Raw genomic sequence first — 15,692 nt, forward strand, 5'->3', positions numbered from 1 at the left:
ATGTAAGTAGTAAATCCATTACTATAAGATTAAAATAAATGTTATCAAGATACAAGCTATTTTAGCTTTATTCTTTCTGTAAAAAAGAAAGGAGACTAAATAAACTATTATGAAAAAAGGAAAACATGCTAAAAAAAGAAAATATTCATTTTTAATGATCGTTGTCGTGTTGTTTAGCCTTAGTGCGTTCTCTACAGGAACTATTCTTGGATGGCAATTTTACAATAATGAACACTCTCAGATAGTTGCCCATGCTCAATCAGCTCAAAAAAAGTTGATACTGACTACCAATGAACAACAGCTCGTTGAAAAAATCGATCAACTATTAAGAAAAAATGATTATATTGGCTCAATTTACGTAAAGAAAAATAATCGCATCATCATGGAAAAAGGCTATGGCTATGCGAATAAACTCACGCAACAACCAAATGATCCTTCTCTTTATTATCAGATTGGTTCGGTTCAAAAAGCATTGACTACTCTTTTGATTTTAAAACAAGTCGAGCGTGGGCACCTTTCTTTAGATACTAAGCTGGCTCAATTCTATCCACAAATTGCTGGCAGCCAGCAAATTACTATCCGTGACTTGCTGTATATGCGCTCAGGCTTGCACCGAACTGCTTCTCCAACCATACCGATGACTGATGAAGAAGTCGTTCAATTTGCGATTCAGCACTTAAAATTTACAGATTATCAGACCTCTCATTATGATTCATTGAACTTTACCATATTGACTGGAATTTTGATCAAATTAACAAATCAACCGTATGAAAAATTATTGACCGATGATATCATCGAACCTTTAGGATTACAGCATACAAAATTTTATGACCAAGTCAAAAATTCATCCAATCATGCACTATCCTATCAAATGTCTAAAGAGGATGATTACTTTAAACCACTGACAGAATCTGAAACAGAGATCCATAACGAATTAGGGACTGGTAATATCAGTATGTCCGTCTATGATTTAAATACGCTGTTTACACAAGTTTTATCTGGAAAACTAGTTTCCAAAGACTTACTCTTCTCATTATGGCGTGAAAATGCGAATGGACATCCATATAGTGGTGGGGTATATAGCGGAGATAATTATATCCTGTCGCAAGGAAATATCGACTCTTTTGATACATCTGCTATATTTAGCAAAGATTCACAGGATGCTATCATCATGGAAAGCAATATAAAAGCTGACAAAACTATCAAACTGCCTACTGCTGATCTAAGAAACCAAATCTATGACCTGATGGAAGGAACTACTAAGTTGGCAAATAGCTGATATGATGAAAAGATAGCAAATACTACTTCTTTGAATAGCATTTGCTTAAAAAAAGTACTCGACTAAACGTAGGAAAGAGTGTGGGACAAATCTAAAAATCAATTTTTGCTACAGACTTTAATTCCAAATAAACAGAACAGAAAGAGGTGTTCTTCTTTCTGTTCTGTCCAAATTATTCTAAGATTTCTCTTTACCAACATTATTTGACAAAGGGCCTATTAAATCTAAAATAGTATCTTTAGATTGCTAAAATATGTGCTAGCAAATCATTCATGGCTTGTTCTTATTTTTAATTTTATGCAATAAAAAAGAAGAACAATTAGCGTGATTATAGAAATAAATAATGAGATTTTAGAAAAAAATGTGTATGAATACCTGATTGTTACTTTATTTATTCCACTTTCACTTTTTACTGTAACAAAAGGACCTCCTTGTTTTAGTACTGTAGCATTTTTTGAATTAACAGTAACCGTTAATCCTTTATACCGGAATACAGGTAAAACTATTGTTTTGCCTTTTGAAGATTTAAACGTAAATGTAATTTCATCTTTATTTGGAGAAAAGCTACTATAAATAACTTGACCATCTTCTGTAACTTGATGGTTTTTCAAAAGCAATTGATCTTTTTTATAGCCTATAGGTACATAATCAAAATTCTCAAATTCTTCAAGTTTATTTTCCATTTGTTCATTAGAATAAGTTCCTTGAAAATTCATTTCTTTCACCATGTTAACTACTGATGAATAATTTAAAATTGAAATAGCTAATATTAATAATAGTATAAAATTTCTTCTCCTTGTATAAGAAAATTTTTCCAACTGTGGAGAAATAAATAGAGATACTGAAAAAGATATGAACAATGTTGAAAATATCATAAAACGCCAAGGAGCTTGAATAATATTTAAAGGAGTATTTTGTAAGGCAAACCATGGAAATATTTTTGTACAAAGTAGAATAGATATTATACCCATTATATAAGTGATTTTAGATAAGATTCCTAATTTTTTAAAGTTAAATGTTAGTATAATTAAACAAATAAGCAAAGTTAAGCCAATACCAAATGATAGTAATTCTGAATCTATACTTCCAATCAAAAACTCTTTACCCAGATAAATTGCTCTTTTTTGTAATATATCCACATAAGGTCTATTCAGATCTTGATACAATGTCTGCTCAATCATAGGACCTATAAACGCTAGTGAAAGAAGTAAAGTAACTATAGCAGCTTTTATTAATTTAATAATTAAGAAGATTTCTATTTTCTTTTTCCGATAAAATTGAATAATTAAAGCAATTATAATCATTACCATAGTCATAGCTACAGAAAGAACATGAGTGTAAATTAATAAAGTCATGCTAATCGCCAACATAACCCAAGATTCTTTTTTTGAGTCGTAAAGCTTTATAAACCCGAGTAAAATAAGAGGAAGTATTGACATTGCGAGTAATTCCCCCATTGCCCCTCGAAGAAATATTTCTACACTCCTAAAAGAAGATGTTGTATATATAATAGCGAAAAAGGAGCTAGTAACATGTTTTTTGGTAATTTCATACATTACATAATGACATATAAATAGAGTAATGAGCGTAACAATATAAAGAAAAAGGTTATAGCCTATTGCTAAATTAGTAAACTTGATCAATAAAAATAAAGGATATAGAGTTAACCATGGGTAAAAATTATTTACTTGCATGCCATATGATCTAAACGTTTCAAAATTAATAGGGGAGCTAAAAATAGATTCTAAACTTAACGCACGATTAATGTGAAATGCCGTATCATAAAAGCCAAATATTTCCATGTTTTTAAATGCTGGAAATAAATATAATAAACTAACAAATGCATAAACTATAAATATTTTTACAGAAAAAATTTTTTTCAAATTCATATACCACCTCATGTTTTTTTATATTACATATAGTATCATTTATTTTTTTAAAACACTAGATTAGTCACTATATAAAATGTGATTAATTTTATTATTAATAAAATATTTTTTATATTACAAAAGTAGTGTTTCAAAGTTAGTAGAGAAAATGTAGTTATATATTTAAATTTTTACCAGAAAGAAATGAACACCTTCAATTATCTAAATCTCGAAAATGGTTAGATGTAATCATCAGGAAAAACAATCTTAAACGAATTACTATTCATGGTCTTAGACACACACATGCTAGCTTGCTTTTAGCAAGCTAGTGCAAATATTAAAGATGTGCAAGAGCGTTTAGGCCACTCTTCTATTCAAATCATTATGGATCTATATATTCATATTACAGACAAAAGAAAAGAAGAAACCGTAGCGCAATTCGCAAAATATAGGCTCTATAATTTATGGGACTGATGAATCAAAATTGATTCTTCAGTCCCATTGTTATTTTAGGTATATGATTCGTACATTGAAAGAGTTGAAAAACTATCTTCCGAAGCCGTCAAAAAGGACCCTGCCAAAAGTATTGATGGTGGATGAATTTCGTTCGCACGCTTCAATTGTGGATAAAATGAGCTTTATTTGTGCGGATGGCGAGACTGGAAAACTCATTGATATTTTGCCTACACGAAAATTGTCTCGATTAACACACTATTTTAGTCGCTGTGCAAATCCTGAAGCGGTGGAATATTTAGTGACAGATATGAACGCCGCCTACTTCCAACTGACAAAACGTGTCTTACCAAATGCGAAAGTCGTCATTGATTGTTTTCATATCATCAAACATTTGAATCAGGCGTTCAATGATTTTCGTGTACAAGAAATGAAAAGATTACACCAGTTAGGGCAACGACGGGAAGCCGAGAAAGTGAAAAAGAACTGGCGCTTTCTTCTAAAAAACCGTCAAAAAATCAATCACTATGATTACAAAACATGGCGCAGTTTTCGTGCACCTAAATACCCGCTACTCACTGAAGCAATGATGATTGATCGATTGCTGGCATTTTCAACGCCTTTAAAGGACGCCTATACTTTTTTCCATGAGCTGACCGAAGCCTTTAGAGACAAGGAATCAGACTTATTTTTTACCTTATTAAAAAATCTTCCTGAAACACTTGATGCACAACTTCGCACGAAACTTCAAAACCTTTTAACGTATGAAGAAGGTATTTACAATGCTATGATTTACCCGTATTCTAATGGCAAAATAGAGGCCAAGATTCCCCATATCAAGACACTGAAACGATTATCTTATGGATTTAAATCATTTGAGAACATGAAAATCAGGATTTTTTTGATCAATCAATTGATTCAAGTGAAATAACAAAAAAATCTGAGACAGAAGGTCAGTCCTTCTATCCCAGATTTGATTTTACAAAACTCATCAGTCCTTATTGACAAAGAGCCTGAATTTACCCTCTAATCTTATCTTAGTATGTTTTAATTGATTTCAGTTTTCAAATAATTAGTCATTCCACTTAAAATACCATATTTCGGTTGATAGCCAATTGACTGGATCTTAGTAATATCTGCTAGAGAGTCATGGATATCACCCGAACGCTCTTCTTTGTATTCAAGTGTCAATTCTACACCGAGAATTTCATTGATTGCATGAATCAATTCCAAAAGTGTGGTTGCTTTACCCGTTCCAACATTGAATTGTTTCCCCAGTGCAGCTTCCTCATTCGCAACTAAAAGTAATGCTTGGATTACATCATCTATATAAACAAAGTCTCTAGACTGGCTTCCATCACCAAATAATGTAAATGAAGTTGCTTCTCCTACGATTTGTTTCTTATAGCGATCTACGAGAATAGAAATCACACCACTGTATGGAGAATTCGGATTTTGATTTGGACCATAGACATTGAAAAAACGAACTGCGCTACCGGGTACATCATATAAATGACAATAATCTAGCACATATTGTTCTGCAGCGAATTTATCAACCGCATAAGGCGTCAATGGGCGAATCACGGACTCTTCTTTTTTTGGTAAAGTCGGTTCATCCCCATAAACAGCCGCTGAAGAACTAAACACGATCCGTTTTAAATCAGGTTGATACTTGCGGATCAATTCTAAAATCATTAATACACTTTCAAAATTCACACGATGTGTTTCTACTGGTCGGGCAACTGAATCTGCCACACTAGCAACTGCTGCTAAATGAAAGATATAATCAAATTTATTAGCTTTCATGATCTCTTCCATCAAGGATTTCTCAGCGACATCTCCCTCAATAAAAGTGATATTTTTCGTCATATCAAGATTTTCTACTTTTCCCATTGATAAGTCATCGACGACGATTACCACATGTTCTTCTCCTAAATGATTGGCTAAGGTAGAACCAATGAAGCCAGCCCCACCGGTGATAAGATAACAGCTCATCCTTTTACCTCCGATATAAATAATTATAGATATCTTGAAGCTCCGAAGAATCTTCTAAAAATTTAGGAAACAAAAATTCTAACCATTTAAAATCTTCTTCACTATCAATATCTAAAATTAGATAATCTCTCATTTTTATTATCCCACATTGCCCATCAAAAATATAATTACTTTTTTTTAGAAATTCAGGTTTAAAAGAATACATTGAGGCATTCATTTCAAAAACTTCAGGTGTCTGTTGCCTAGATGTGTATCTTGATTTATTAACTATAGTAACTTCATTTTCAATTCTTTTTACCATATTAAAATAGGGATTACGTCTTGCAGAAACAACTGAAAAGTAGACGTCTTTATCTAAATTTTTTAGATGTTCATCTATTAATTCTTCAAGATTAGAAACTTCACGTAAAGGTGAAGTCAAATCTAAATCTATAATTAAATCAAATATATTATCTTCTCTTTCTAGTTGTAAGAATGAATCACGTATCACTTCAATTTTCCCTACAGTATCTGTAGCTAATTCAGGTTTACGTTCTACAATTTTCACAGACGGATTTAACTTAGTCGTCAATTCTACTAACTCATTACTGTCCGTATTCAAACAAGTCGTGCAATTATGTTCAGGATGTTTTTGTTGATAGATATCTATCATTGCTAAAGCGAAATGGACTAGGGGCTTTCCTGCCAAATATTTCAAATTTTTATTTTTAAACCCCTTAGACCCAGCTCTACCACAAATAGTAAATAAAATTTCCATTTATTTCTCCTCAGCTATTTTCAATACTTCGTTTGCATGATATAAATCATTCCAGTTTTCTTTGCCTGTTACTACGTTTTCAAAGAAATATTTCAACTCCTTCTCATACATATCATTAGCAGATTCAGGCATTTCTTTAACAATGTTTTCTTCAAAACTTATTTTATTATTTAATAAGTCAACATTGATACATTCATCTAAAGTAAACAATTGAAATTTTCTTGTAGGAACTCTTCCAAAATAATCTAAATGAATTTCTATAATTTTATCATCGTATCTCAATATATATGTTGCTAAATCATTACTGTTAATTTCAAGATTCGAATATTTACCAAACTGTTTTTTTACTGATTTAGGGAAACCAAATAGGTTTATAATATAATCCAATTCATGTATACAGTCTAATTCTACTCCTCCCCCCATAGATTTAAAGGCAGAATAATTATTTCTATAATCAGTACCTTTTCTCCAATCAGGAAGATAAGTAGAACAAATAGCTCTTACAGAATATACTTTTTTACTTTGAATACTATTACGAACAACTTCCATGATATTTTTATACCTCAGTGGAGCAGCAACATAAATATTTTTGTAATCATAATTATATTGAGTAAGATCAATACTCTCAGAAAAAGCAGGTTTTTCTAAAAATATGTAATCAACTTTTTCAACAATTACATTTAGTGTTTCCAGATGCTTAAAAGTCGGATTTGTAATAAAAGCTATATCATAATGTGTATCCAAATCGTCTCTATTTTGAATATACGTTATTTCTTCAAACTCTTTTTTTCCACTGCTACTATAAGCTGTTATATCAAAATTAATAGAATTCTTTTTTCCATAGCTTATTAGATTTTTTAGATGTCTCTTTCCAATTGACCCTAACCCAAAAAAAATTACTTTCATCATTAATTTACCTCAATGTCGTTAATTAAGTTAATAATATACTTATCTTTTTCAAAAGTATATTGGGGTTCCATTTTCTTTTCCAAAAGCGTGAAAAATTCTTTAATCTCCTCTAAATATGCATCTTCAATAATAGTATGTGAATAATTATTATCATGCATAACCTCATCGTACAATTGAATATCTGTCATACTAGAAGTTTCTTCATTCCATGAAAATAGAGAATCCGGGTTACCTTCCCATTCTATTAAAATCTTTTCACCAATTATAGTTAAATTTCTTTTAGCTACTCTTGAAACAACATCTACACTTAAAGTTCCAACTATACCAGTTTCATGCTCAATAATAAGAGTGAAACTGTCCGAATAATCAATATCAAGATTGGATAATTTCTGGGTCATTACAGTAAACGATTTAACTTTCCCAAATGTATCTATAATCCAAGGTAATTCAATAGCGAATATTTCTCTACACCCATTAGTTTTTTTGTTTGAAACAAAAAAATTGCGATAATCTTCCCAAGGATGCCAGTCGGGTAAATACTGTCCTACATGGTATTGATAAGAAATTTTTTTATTATGCGTCACTTTAGACTTAATGTATTGAATTTCTTTTCTCTTCAAAAATGTAGAAGATAGATAAAGTAATCTATCTTTCTTTTTAGCTACTTCGATTATTTCATCATAATATTCATTTAATAAATTGATTTCCGTAAAGATATTACAATCTAAATTTAAAGCCTCTTTTATAATAAATTCATGGGTTATAGGGGATGTACAAACAAAAACTGAATTTATTTCAAACAAATTTTTTGCCTCTGTTAGACTATTATAAGTTGGTATTCCAAATTCCTTTTCAACTTCCTTTCGTCTCGCCTCATTAGTATCAACACCACATAGTAAAATATCATTAAAGTGTTCTTGAATGAGTCTAAGTCTTCTTTTCCCCATGGAACCTAAACCAATAATTCCTATGTTCATAAAATATCACACCTACTTGAATATTTTTTTAAACTCATCAATAACAAATTCTTGTTCACTATCTGTCATATTACTTCCAGAAGGTAAGCATAAGCCGCTATTAAATAACTTTTCTGACACACTAAGATTATTATCATGGTAATACATTTTTACCCCTTGAAATACTGGTTGCAAATGTAGTGGTTTCCACAAAGCTCTTGTTTCAATGTTTTTTTCATTTAGTTTATTTATTACGTTAACTACTTGATCAATAGAATTATAATCATTGATCGTTAAAGTAGACAACCAACGATTTGGCACCATGCCATCCACTTCTGGCATCATTTCAATTCTATCAATTCCAGAAAAAGCTTCCTTATATCGATTGAAAATTTCTCTTCGTTTAGCTACTCTATCATTCAATACTTCCATTTGTCCACGTCCGATACCGGCAGAAATATTGCTTAGACGGTAATTATAACCTATTTCGCTATGTTGATAATACGGTGCTTGATCTCTTGCTTGTGTTGCTAAAAATCTTGAATGCTCAACATATTTTTTATCACTAGACACTAGAGCTCCTCCACCTGAGGTTGTGATGATCTTATTACCGTTAAATGAATAGATCCCAATTGTCCCAAATAAGCCTGACGAAATTCCCTTATAAGTAGAACCTAACGATTCCGCTGCATCTTCTATCACTGGAACATTAAATTGGTTTGCAATAGCTAAAATTCGTTCATAATCAGCCATTTGACCATATAAATTCACTACGATGATTGCCTTAGGTAATTGGTTGTTTCTTTCAGCTTCTTCTAATGCGCTCTCTAGTGCAACAGGGCTCATATTCCATGTATTAGGTTCTGAGTCAATGAACACTGGTACAGCCCCTTGATATAAAATAGGATTTACTGTAGCTATAAAAGTAAATGAAGGAGCAAAGACAATATCGTTTTTTCCAACATTAAGCAGTCTTAAGGCAAGATGTATGGCAGCTGTACCTGAACTTAACGCAGAAGCTCCGCCCTTAGAACCAGTATATTTTGTAATACTTTCTTCAAATTTATCCACATTTTCACCTAATGGCGCTATCCAATTATCTTTAAAAGCCTTAGCAACATATTTTTCTTCTGTTCCTCCCATATGAGGACTTGATAATAAAATTCTAGAATTCAAAATTAATTCCTTCTTTCTTAATTTTAGCTGGATTGCCATAAGCTAAGGAATGTGAGGGAATATCCTTAACAATAGTGCTCCCTGCGCCTATCATACACCAAGATCCAATTTTCTTCATCTGGATACATTGAGAACCAATTCCTATTTGAGTTCCTACACCTACATGTACTCCACCCGCTAAGCATACACCTGGAGATAAATGAACATAGTTATTAATTCTACAATCATGCTCAACAATGCTACCTGTGTTTATTATAGCATGCTCTCCAATTACAGCATCTGGGTTAATTACAGCATTCGCAAAAATAACAGTTCCATAACCAATTGAAATTTCTTTTGCCACTATAGCACTTGGATGAACAGCTATTCCATATTGCTCACTTGGCATATTCAATTTTTTTATAATCTTTTTTCTTACTACACAGTCACCAATAGCTACAATAAATTTATAGATTTTTTTTTTGCTATCCGCCCAGCTATTCAATTCGTTTATTTTCCCAAGATATTTCAGATCTTGCATTTTATTTTGCTTATCATCAAAAAATCCATATATTAACTTATTTTCTAATCTTAAGGTTTCAATAATGACTTTTGCGTGTCCGCCAGCCCCAATAATAATGTATGGATCACTAGTATATTTTAATAAGCTATTTGTTTTTGAATCCACTTAATATCTTCCCCATCATTCAATATTTGATTCAATGTTTTTGTTATTCTTCTAGAACTGTTGCCGTCACCGTAGATGTTCTTAACATTTTTCAAGCTTTTTATAAACTGAGGATCTTGTATTTTATTCAAAGCAGTTTCAATTTCATTTTCATTTAGATTTGCATTTATAATATTTTTAGATTGTTCTCGTCCATTTTGTCTGGTTCCTAAATTTATTACTGGTATTTTGAATGATGCAGCTTCAATTATCCCAGAAGAAGAATTTCCGATCATAAATTTGCACTCTTTTAATATAGTCAGGTATTCCTCCGGCTCTAAATTCGTAATATAAATAATATCCGTTTTTAAATATTTCTGGTACATTTTTCTGATAATTTCGCTACCAGCATCACTATTAGGTAAAATGCAAATAATTGGTTGAGATTGTTGTTCCATTGAATTGATCAAAGCTAAAATTTGTTTTTCTATATTTTCTAGTTCGGTTACAACTGGATGAAATACTTGCAAAACGTATTTTTTCTTTTCAAATTTTAGATGATATTTTTCTTTTATATCTCTAAAACTAGGTAATCTATTATTTAAAATAGTATCTATTCTAGGAGCTCCGACGGGAAAAACTCTCCAAGAATCTTCCCCCATTTTTATTAAACGCTCTTTGCTTTTTTCCGTAGCAGCAAAATGAACAGATGCTATTTTCGTTATGGCATGTCTTATTGATTCATCTACAGTACCAGACACTTCGCCTCCGTGAATATGTGCTGTTTTGATTCCAAGATACAAACAAGCTATCGCAGCTGCCAACATTTCTCCTCTATCCCCTAGTAATAATACAAAATCAGGGCTAGTTTGTTCAAATATATTTGTGAAACCATTTATCTCTAATGCCACAGACCGAGCCATGTTTCCCTTATTGTTCTCTAAAAACAAACTTTGAACTTCTCCACTAATTCTAAATCCGTCAGCTAAGATCAATTCTTTAGTAAATCCATATTTATGGGATAAATGCATTCCAGAAACAACAAATGATACATCCCAATTATCTTGTAGTAAATTCTCAGCAACAGGTTTATATATTCCATAATCAGCTCGTGTTCCACTTACTATAAGTATTTTTTTCATTCAACATCTTCCTCAAGCAGAACACTATCTGCACTTATTGGTCTTTTAACTTTTTTGCCAATATATTGATATAAAAACTTAGGAGCTATTCCATTTCCAGGACGTTTTATTGTAAGAGATTTCTCTGTAAGAATATCTCCCACATTTAAATTCTCAGTGACCACTAGGCTTTTTCTTGATACTTCTTTTGTACTAAGTTCAGAAGGCATTGCTCGCTTAACACCATCACCTAAAAATATTTCAGTGTTTCTAATATGCTTTACAAAATCTGCAAATTCCTGAGGATCTAAAGAAGCTTTATGATCTGGACCAGGTAGTTCCTTATCCAAGGTAAAATGTTTCTCAATTACCTTAGCACCCATCGCAACAGCACAAATACCAACATCATATCCCAATGAATGATCGGAGTACCCAACGGGTATCCCGAACATTTCTTTTAATGTGTTAATCGCCAATAAATTAATATCTTCAGAACTAGCCGGATAATTTGAAGTACAATGTAAAATAGTAACTGGACTATCTATGAAACAATCTACAGCCTCACTGACCTCATGAATATCAGCCATACCTGTAGATAATAAAACTGGCAACCCATACATATCTATTTTTCTAAGAAAAGGTAAATTTGTTAAATCTCCTGAGCCAATTTTAAATCCTTGTACACCAATTTGTTTTAGAAAGTCTGCACTTTCTTCATCAAAAGGAGTAGACAAAAAATCAATTTTATTTTGTATACAATAATCTTTTATTCTAATAAAATCAGATTGAGATAATTCTAATTTTTTTAGCATTTCAAATTGAGAACTGTCCTCTTTAAGATTATCCTTCTGATATTTTGCCATTGGAGCCTTTTTGGAAACTAGCTTATTCGTTTTAAATGTTTGAAATTTAACCGCGTTAGCTCCACATTCTTTAGCTTTATCAATACTTTCTAAAGCTAAATCTAGACTTCCATTATGGTTTACACCAATTTCTGCAATTACATATACTTCTGATTTCATCATAAAACTCCTTACCAAGTCACGACATTATTCTCTTTTGCGATTCTAATAAATTCCTGTCCACTCATTAATTCTGTTGCATCTGAAGAGTATGCAGTGATTTTAATTTTTTCATAATCTTTGTACAGTTCGTCAGTAGCATGATAGTGTGGTGGAATGATATACATTTTATCATTTTCATATGAGCGTTCAATTTCGTCTGTAGTCATTAGCTCTTCATATAATTTTTCTCCTGGCCTGATACCTACAACTTTTATTTCACCTCTATATTTTTCATCATGTGTATCATTATATATTTTTATTAATGATTGAGCTAAAGTTAAAATATTGATTGCCGGCATTTTTAAGACATATGTTTCTCCAAATTTTGAATTCATAGCAGCAGACAGAACTAATCTTGCAGCATCCGGTATTGACATCATAAATCGTGTCATATCAACATCTGTCAAAGTAATATCTTTATTGTTTTTTATTTGTTTACTAAAAAGAGGAATAACAGATCCACTTGACCCCATGACATTTCCAAACCTTACACAAGAAAATATTGTTTCTGTTTTTCCTTTATACTGATTGGCAGCTATTATTAATTTTTCACTCAATAACTTTGTCGCACCCATGGTGTTAGTAGGACTCACTACTTTATCTGTACTGATACCTACAAAATGTTTTACATTATTTTTGATCGCTGCATCTATTACATTTTGAGTTCCCATCACATTTGTTTTTACAGCTTCCATAGGATTATATTCACTTGCTGGAACGTGTTTCATTGCGGCAGCATGAAAAATAATATCCACATCACGACATGCATAATCAATCCTTTGAGAGTCTCTGATATCACCAATTAAAAATCTCAAATTAGTGTGATTTGAGAGCTCTTGTTGCATATAAAATTGTTTTTCTTCACCTCTACTATAAATTCTGATAGCTTTTGGTTCATATTTTAAAAGCTGACGAACAATTTCACTTCCAATGGAACCAGTTCCGCCAGTTACTAATATTGTTTTTCCTTTAAACACTTATATCTCCTCCTATGAATTATAGTCATCTATAATTCGATTCTTAATCTTTAAAAAATATATAACTAAACTAATTATCAATAATGATGTCAAAACGTAACGAATCAACATTTGATTGATTAAAATATGAAGTATCAAAGAAAAAATTGATACAAAAATTATTATGATACATATTTTTTTTGTGTCAAATAATTGTTTATTCGTAATTTTTTTAGCGATATTATAATGAAAAATAAAAAGTAAAAAATACGTAAATACGGTTGTGTATCCAGCAGCAATTATTCCTAACCTAGGTATGAAAATCATGTTTAATAGTATATTAACTATAGCACTTGCTACTGTACCAATCGCAATAAACGATGTTTTTTTCTCATAAAATTCAGCATTAACTGGTAAACTATATAAAAACTGAAAGAAATAGCCTAAGGTTATCGGAACCACTAAAGATAACCCAGAATAATAGTCTTTCGGAGCCATAAATTTTGCTAAATCAATCGAAACTACCATTACAATCATCGTAATCAAAGTAAAGACTACTAAATAATAGTTACTAACTTTCTTCACTTTTTTTTCATTATTTTTACTCATCTCACCATAGAACCATGGAACCCAGGCGTTATTAGTAGACATCCATATTACGCTTAGAATAATACCTATGTTACTAATGTAGGAATATATTCCACCCGCAGCAGGACCTAAATAAGAATTAATCATAATTCTATCGAATTGTGCTAAAACTATATTTGCTAAGGAATGTGGGATTAGCGGCAAAGAGATTTTTAAAGCGTATCTCCACTGTTTTTTATCAAAAAAATGAGCACCCTTTATCATTATTCTTAAATAAATTACTAAACCTATCAACACAAATGACAGTGTTCCGCCGACTACTCTGCCAACATATTTATCATCAAAATATAATGTCTGCATCAAAGCTACAGAGATTGCAATATTCAAAAAAGTAGATATAAAAGATAAAATCAAATATTTAAAATGGTTAAAGTTAATCGTAAAATAAGACTGGATATAACTAATTACAAAACTAGCAAAACTTTGTAATAACATCAAATTAAATACAAGTTGGTTCATATCAAAAAAAGCATTTGAAAACAAAAAATATATGTTCCCTATTAATAAGAACACAATTAACGAAAGTGTAGCTAGAGAAAGTACCGATGACATAAATTCATTTATGTCATCTTTATAGTCAAAACTTGCATTATTAATTGCCGAATTTAGGCTTAGCCCAACAAGAATCGAAAAAATTGATACAAATGAAGTGAAATTATTAATCAAACCATATTCTGCTTGAGTAGTAATATTTACAAAAATAGGAATAGTTATGAATGAAATTCCCTTAATAAAAAAATTCCCTATAGTATACCAGAAACTGGACTTAACTAATTTTGACTTGGAAAGTGTGTTAAATAATCCCATACTCTACCAACTTTCTTAATTCTGCCCAGTTTTCTGGGAGTAAAATTTTTTCTTCTGATAGACGGTTATATTGTTCACAGAAAAGAACAATATTTGTCAATGTTTCTTTTTTATCTTCAGATAATGCTGTATATTCATTTAAAATTAATTTAGCCAACATAATAGAGTTGATCGTCTTTTCAAACATCATAGATGGTGAAAAAGAAATTGTAGATATAGGACTAATCAAAAGTGTTGAAGAGAAGTCATTTTCAAGTAGCAAGACTTCAAACGGTAAACTGGAATTCAATATGTTTTTTTCACCATAACGATTTGTCCTTGCTCTAGGATGAAGCTTAATTAAAGTTTCTTTTTTTCCAGAAAATATACTATTTACTTTAGCGAAAATATCTGTTTCATCTATGCCATAACCATCAGATAATAAAGGTTGATCAAAAAAGATACATTTATCTCCGACAAAAACTTCTTCTATCCCAAAGATTGATTGTATGTTTTTCATCAATTTACTGTTTTCATCTATTTTGGGAATTTTTTTTATATTTTTTACATCATAAAGTAACAATTCCGGACAATAGACAAAATAATCGTCAATTTTTTTTTTGAAGATGCTATTTTTATTTAATATTTTAAAAACTCTTTGAACGTTTTTACTTGTTGAAAATATACTCTTCTTCAAATAAGTACCCAAACCATCTTCTATATAATTTAGTTTTACATCTGGATTTTTTTTGTAAACATTGGAGAAAAGTATTTTTGTGAAATAATTTTCCCCCTGTATAAAAATTTCATCATAAACGGATAAATCATCCGAGAAAAATTGATTATGGTTAGTTAACAAGTTAATTTTACGTTTAAAGGAAGAACCGATTTTCCGGTGATTCACAAAAACAACATCATTAAATAGCCCTAATTCTTTTATACGCTCACTATATCTTCTAGCGTTTTCAAATTCAGAATAAATAAATAAATCTCCTTTTGATTCTCGGTAAAAATTTTGATAAACATTTAATATATTAATCAAATGTAAAGGAGTCCAAGCAATGAAAGCTGTCTTCAT

The 15,692-nt window shown here is 31.0% G+C and carries 13 protein-coding genes and 1 pseudogene; 2 read left to right on the forward strand and 12 right to left on the reverse strand.

Translation table 11 applies throughout. From position 1 onward, the window contains the following. The first annotated feature begins 109 nt into the window (after window positions 1-109). Window positions 110-1,279 (forward strand): serine hydrolase domain-containing protein, encoded by a 1,170-nt coding sequence (locus QK255_RS09045; RefSeq protein WP_002289161.1) that lies wholly within the window; start codon window positions 110-112, stop codon window positions 1,277-1,279. Window positions 1,280-1,545: 266 nt separating this feature from the next. Here QK255_RS09045 and QK255_RS09050 read toward each other — a convergent pair whose 3' ends face one another. After that, the gene (locus QK255_RS09050) at window positions 1,546-3,180 is read right to left on the reverse strand and encodes a 6-pyruvoyl-tetrahydropterin synthase-related protein (RefSeq protein WP_002349576.1); all 1,635 of its coding nucleotides are present in this window, start codon (window positions 3,178-3,180) and stop codon (window positions 1,546-1,548) included. A 484-nt stretch (window positions 3,181-3,664) separates the two neighbouring features. Here QK255_RS09050 and QK255_RS09055 point away from each other — a divergent pair. Further along, window positions 3,665-4,531 (forward strand): annotated as a pseudogene (locus QK255_RS09055) (ISL3 family transposase); the annotation flags it as partial. A 116-nt stretch (window positions 4,532-4,647) separates the two neighbouring features. Here the strand turns inward: QK255_RS09055 and QK255_RS09060 are convergent. From QK255_RS09060 to QK255_RS09110, 11 genes are read right to left on the reverse strand one after another with little or no spacing between them, the layout of a single operon-like run. After that, complete coding sequence (locus QK255_RS09060) at window positions 4,648-5,595, reverse strand: NAD-dependent epimerase/dehydratase family protein (RefSeq protein WP_002289372.1); 948 nt, start codon at window positions 5,593-5,595, stop codon at window positions 4,648-4,650. Between the two features lie 4 nt (window positions 5,596-5,599). Beyond that, window positions 5,600-6,352 carry an acylneuraminate cytidylyltransferase family protein gene (locus QK255_RS09065; protein WP_002289370.1) on the reverse strand — a complete coding sequence of 251 codons (753 nt, stop codon included), beginning with the start codon at window positions 6,350-6,352 and terminating at the stop codon, window positions 5,600-5,602. After that, window positions 6,353-7,261 (reverse strand): dehydrogenase, encoded by a 909-nt coding sequence (locus QK255_RS09070; protein ID WP_002289368.1) that lies wholly within the window; start codon window positions 7,259-7,261, stop codon window positions 6,353-6,355. Then, a complete protein-coding gene (locus tag QK255_RS09075; RefSeq protein ID WP_002289366.1) occupies window positions 7,261-8,238 on the reverse strand; it encodes a Gfo/Idh/MocA family protein in 978 nt (325 codons plus the stop codon). Before QK255_RS09075 ends, QK255_RS09070 begins: the two co-directional genes overlap by 1 nt. Before the next feature lie 12 nt (window positions 8,239-8,250). Next, a complete protein-coding gene (locus QK255_RS09080; RefSeq protein WP_002289364.1) occupies window positions 8,251-9,432 on the reverse strand; it encodes a DegT/DnrJ/EryC1/StrS family aminotransferase in 1,182 nt (393 codons plus the stop codon). Further along, the gene (locus tag QK255_RS09085; protein ID WP_002289363.1) at window positions 9,383-10,060 is read right to left on the reverse strand and encodes an acetyltransferase; all 678 of its coding nucleotides are present in this window, start codon (window positions 10,058-10,060) and stop codon (window positions 9,383-9,385) included. Before QK255_RS09085 ends, QK255_RS09080 begins: the two co-directional genes overlap by 50 nt. Further along, window positions 10,033-11,181 carry a UDP-N-acetylglucosamine 2-epimerase gene (neuC, locus tag QK255_RS09090; RefSeq protein WP_002289362.1) on the reverse strand — a complete coding sequence of 383 codons (1,149 nt, stop codon included), beginning with the start codon at window positions 11,179-11,181 and terminating at the stop codon, window positions 10,033-10,035. The genes QK255_RS09085 and neuC overlap by 28 nt, the downstream gene beginning before the upstream one ends. Beyond that, on the reverse strand, window positions 11,178-12,182 hold the full coding sequence (neuB, locus tag QK255_RS09095; RefSeq protein WP_002292874.1) for an N-acetylneuraminate synthase: 1,005 nt from the start codon (window positions 12,180-12,182) through the stop codon (window positions 11,178-11,180). Before neuB ends, neuC begins: the two co-directional genes overlap by 4 nt. Window positions 12,183-12,193: 11 nt before the next feature. After that, the gene (locus tag QK255_RS09100) at window positions 12,194-13,201 is read right to left on the reverse strand and encodes a UDP-N-acetylglucosamine 4,6-dehydratase family protein (RefSeq protein ID WP_002289359.1); all 1,008 of its coding nucleotides are present in this window, start codon (window positions 13,199-13,201) and stop codon (window positions 12,194-12,196) included. A gap of 12 nt (window positions 13,202-13,213) precedes the next feature. Beyond that, a complete protein-coding gene (locus QK255_RS09105) occupies window positions 13,214-14,635 on the reverse strand; it encodes an oligosaccharide flippase family protein (RefSeq protein ID WP_002292875.1) in 1,422 nt (473 codons plus the stop codon). Next, the gene (locus tag QK255_RS09110; RefSeq protein WP_002292876.1) at window positions 14,622-15,692 is read right to left on the reverse strand and encodes a polysialyltransferase family glycosyltransferase; all 1,071 of its coding nucleotides are present in this window, start codon (window positions 15,690-15,692) and stop codon (window positions 14,622-14,624) included. The genes QK255_RS09105 and QK255_RS09110 overlap by 14 nt, the downstream gene beginning before the upstream one ends.

The sequence above is a fragment of the Enterococcus sp. ZQ21 genome (genome assembly GCF_030053755.1).
GTDB lineage: Bacteria > Bacillota > Bacilli > Lactobacillales > Enterococcaceae > Enterococcus_B > Enterococcus_B lactis.

Coding starts and splice junctions, on each gene's coding strand:
- QK255_RS09045 (WP_002289161.1), top strand. CDS start 110: ATGAAAAAAGGAAAACATGCTAAAAAAAGAAAATATTCATTTTTAATG.
- QK255_RS09050 (WP_002349576.1), bottom strand. CDS start 3,180: ATGAGGTGGTATATGAATTTGAAAAAAATTTTTTCTGTAAAAATATTT.
- QK255_RS09060 (WP_002289372.1), bottom strand. CDS start 5,595: ATGAGCTGTTATCTTATCACCGGTGGGGCTGGCTTCATTGGTTCTACC.
- QK255_RS09065 (WP_002289370.1), bottom strand. CDS start 6,352: ATGGAAATTTTATTTACTATTTGTGGTAGAGCTGGGTCTAAGGGGTTT.
- QK255_RS09070 (WP_002289368.1), bottom strand. CDS start 7,261: ATGATGAAAGTAATTTTTTTTGGGTTAGGGTCAATTGGAAAGAGACAT.
- QK255_RS09075 (WP_002289366.1), bottom strand. CDS start 8,238: ATGAACATAGGAATTATTGGTTTAGGTTCCATGGGGAAAAGAAGACTT.
- QK255_RS09080 (WP_002289364.1), bottom strand. CDS start 9,432: ATGGCAATCCAGCTAAAATTAAGAAAGAAGGAATTAATTTTGAATTCT.
- neuC (WP_002289362.1), bottom strand. CDS start 11,181: ATGAAAAAAATACTTATAGTAAGTGGAACACGAGCTGATTATGGAATA.
- neuB (WP_002292874.1), bottom strand. CDS start 12,182: ATGAAATCAGAAGTATATGTAATTGCAGAAATTGGTGTAAACCATAAT.
- QK255_RS09105 (WP_002292875.1), bottom strand. CDS start 14,635: ATGGGATTATTTAACACACTTTCCAAGTCAAAATTAGTTAAGTCCAGT.
- QK255_RS09110 (WP_002292876.1), bottom strand. CDS start 15,692: ATGAAGACAGCTTTCATTGCTTGGACTCCTTTACATTTGATTAATATA.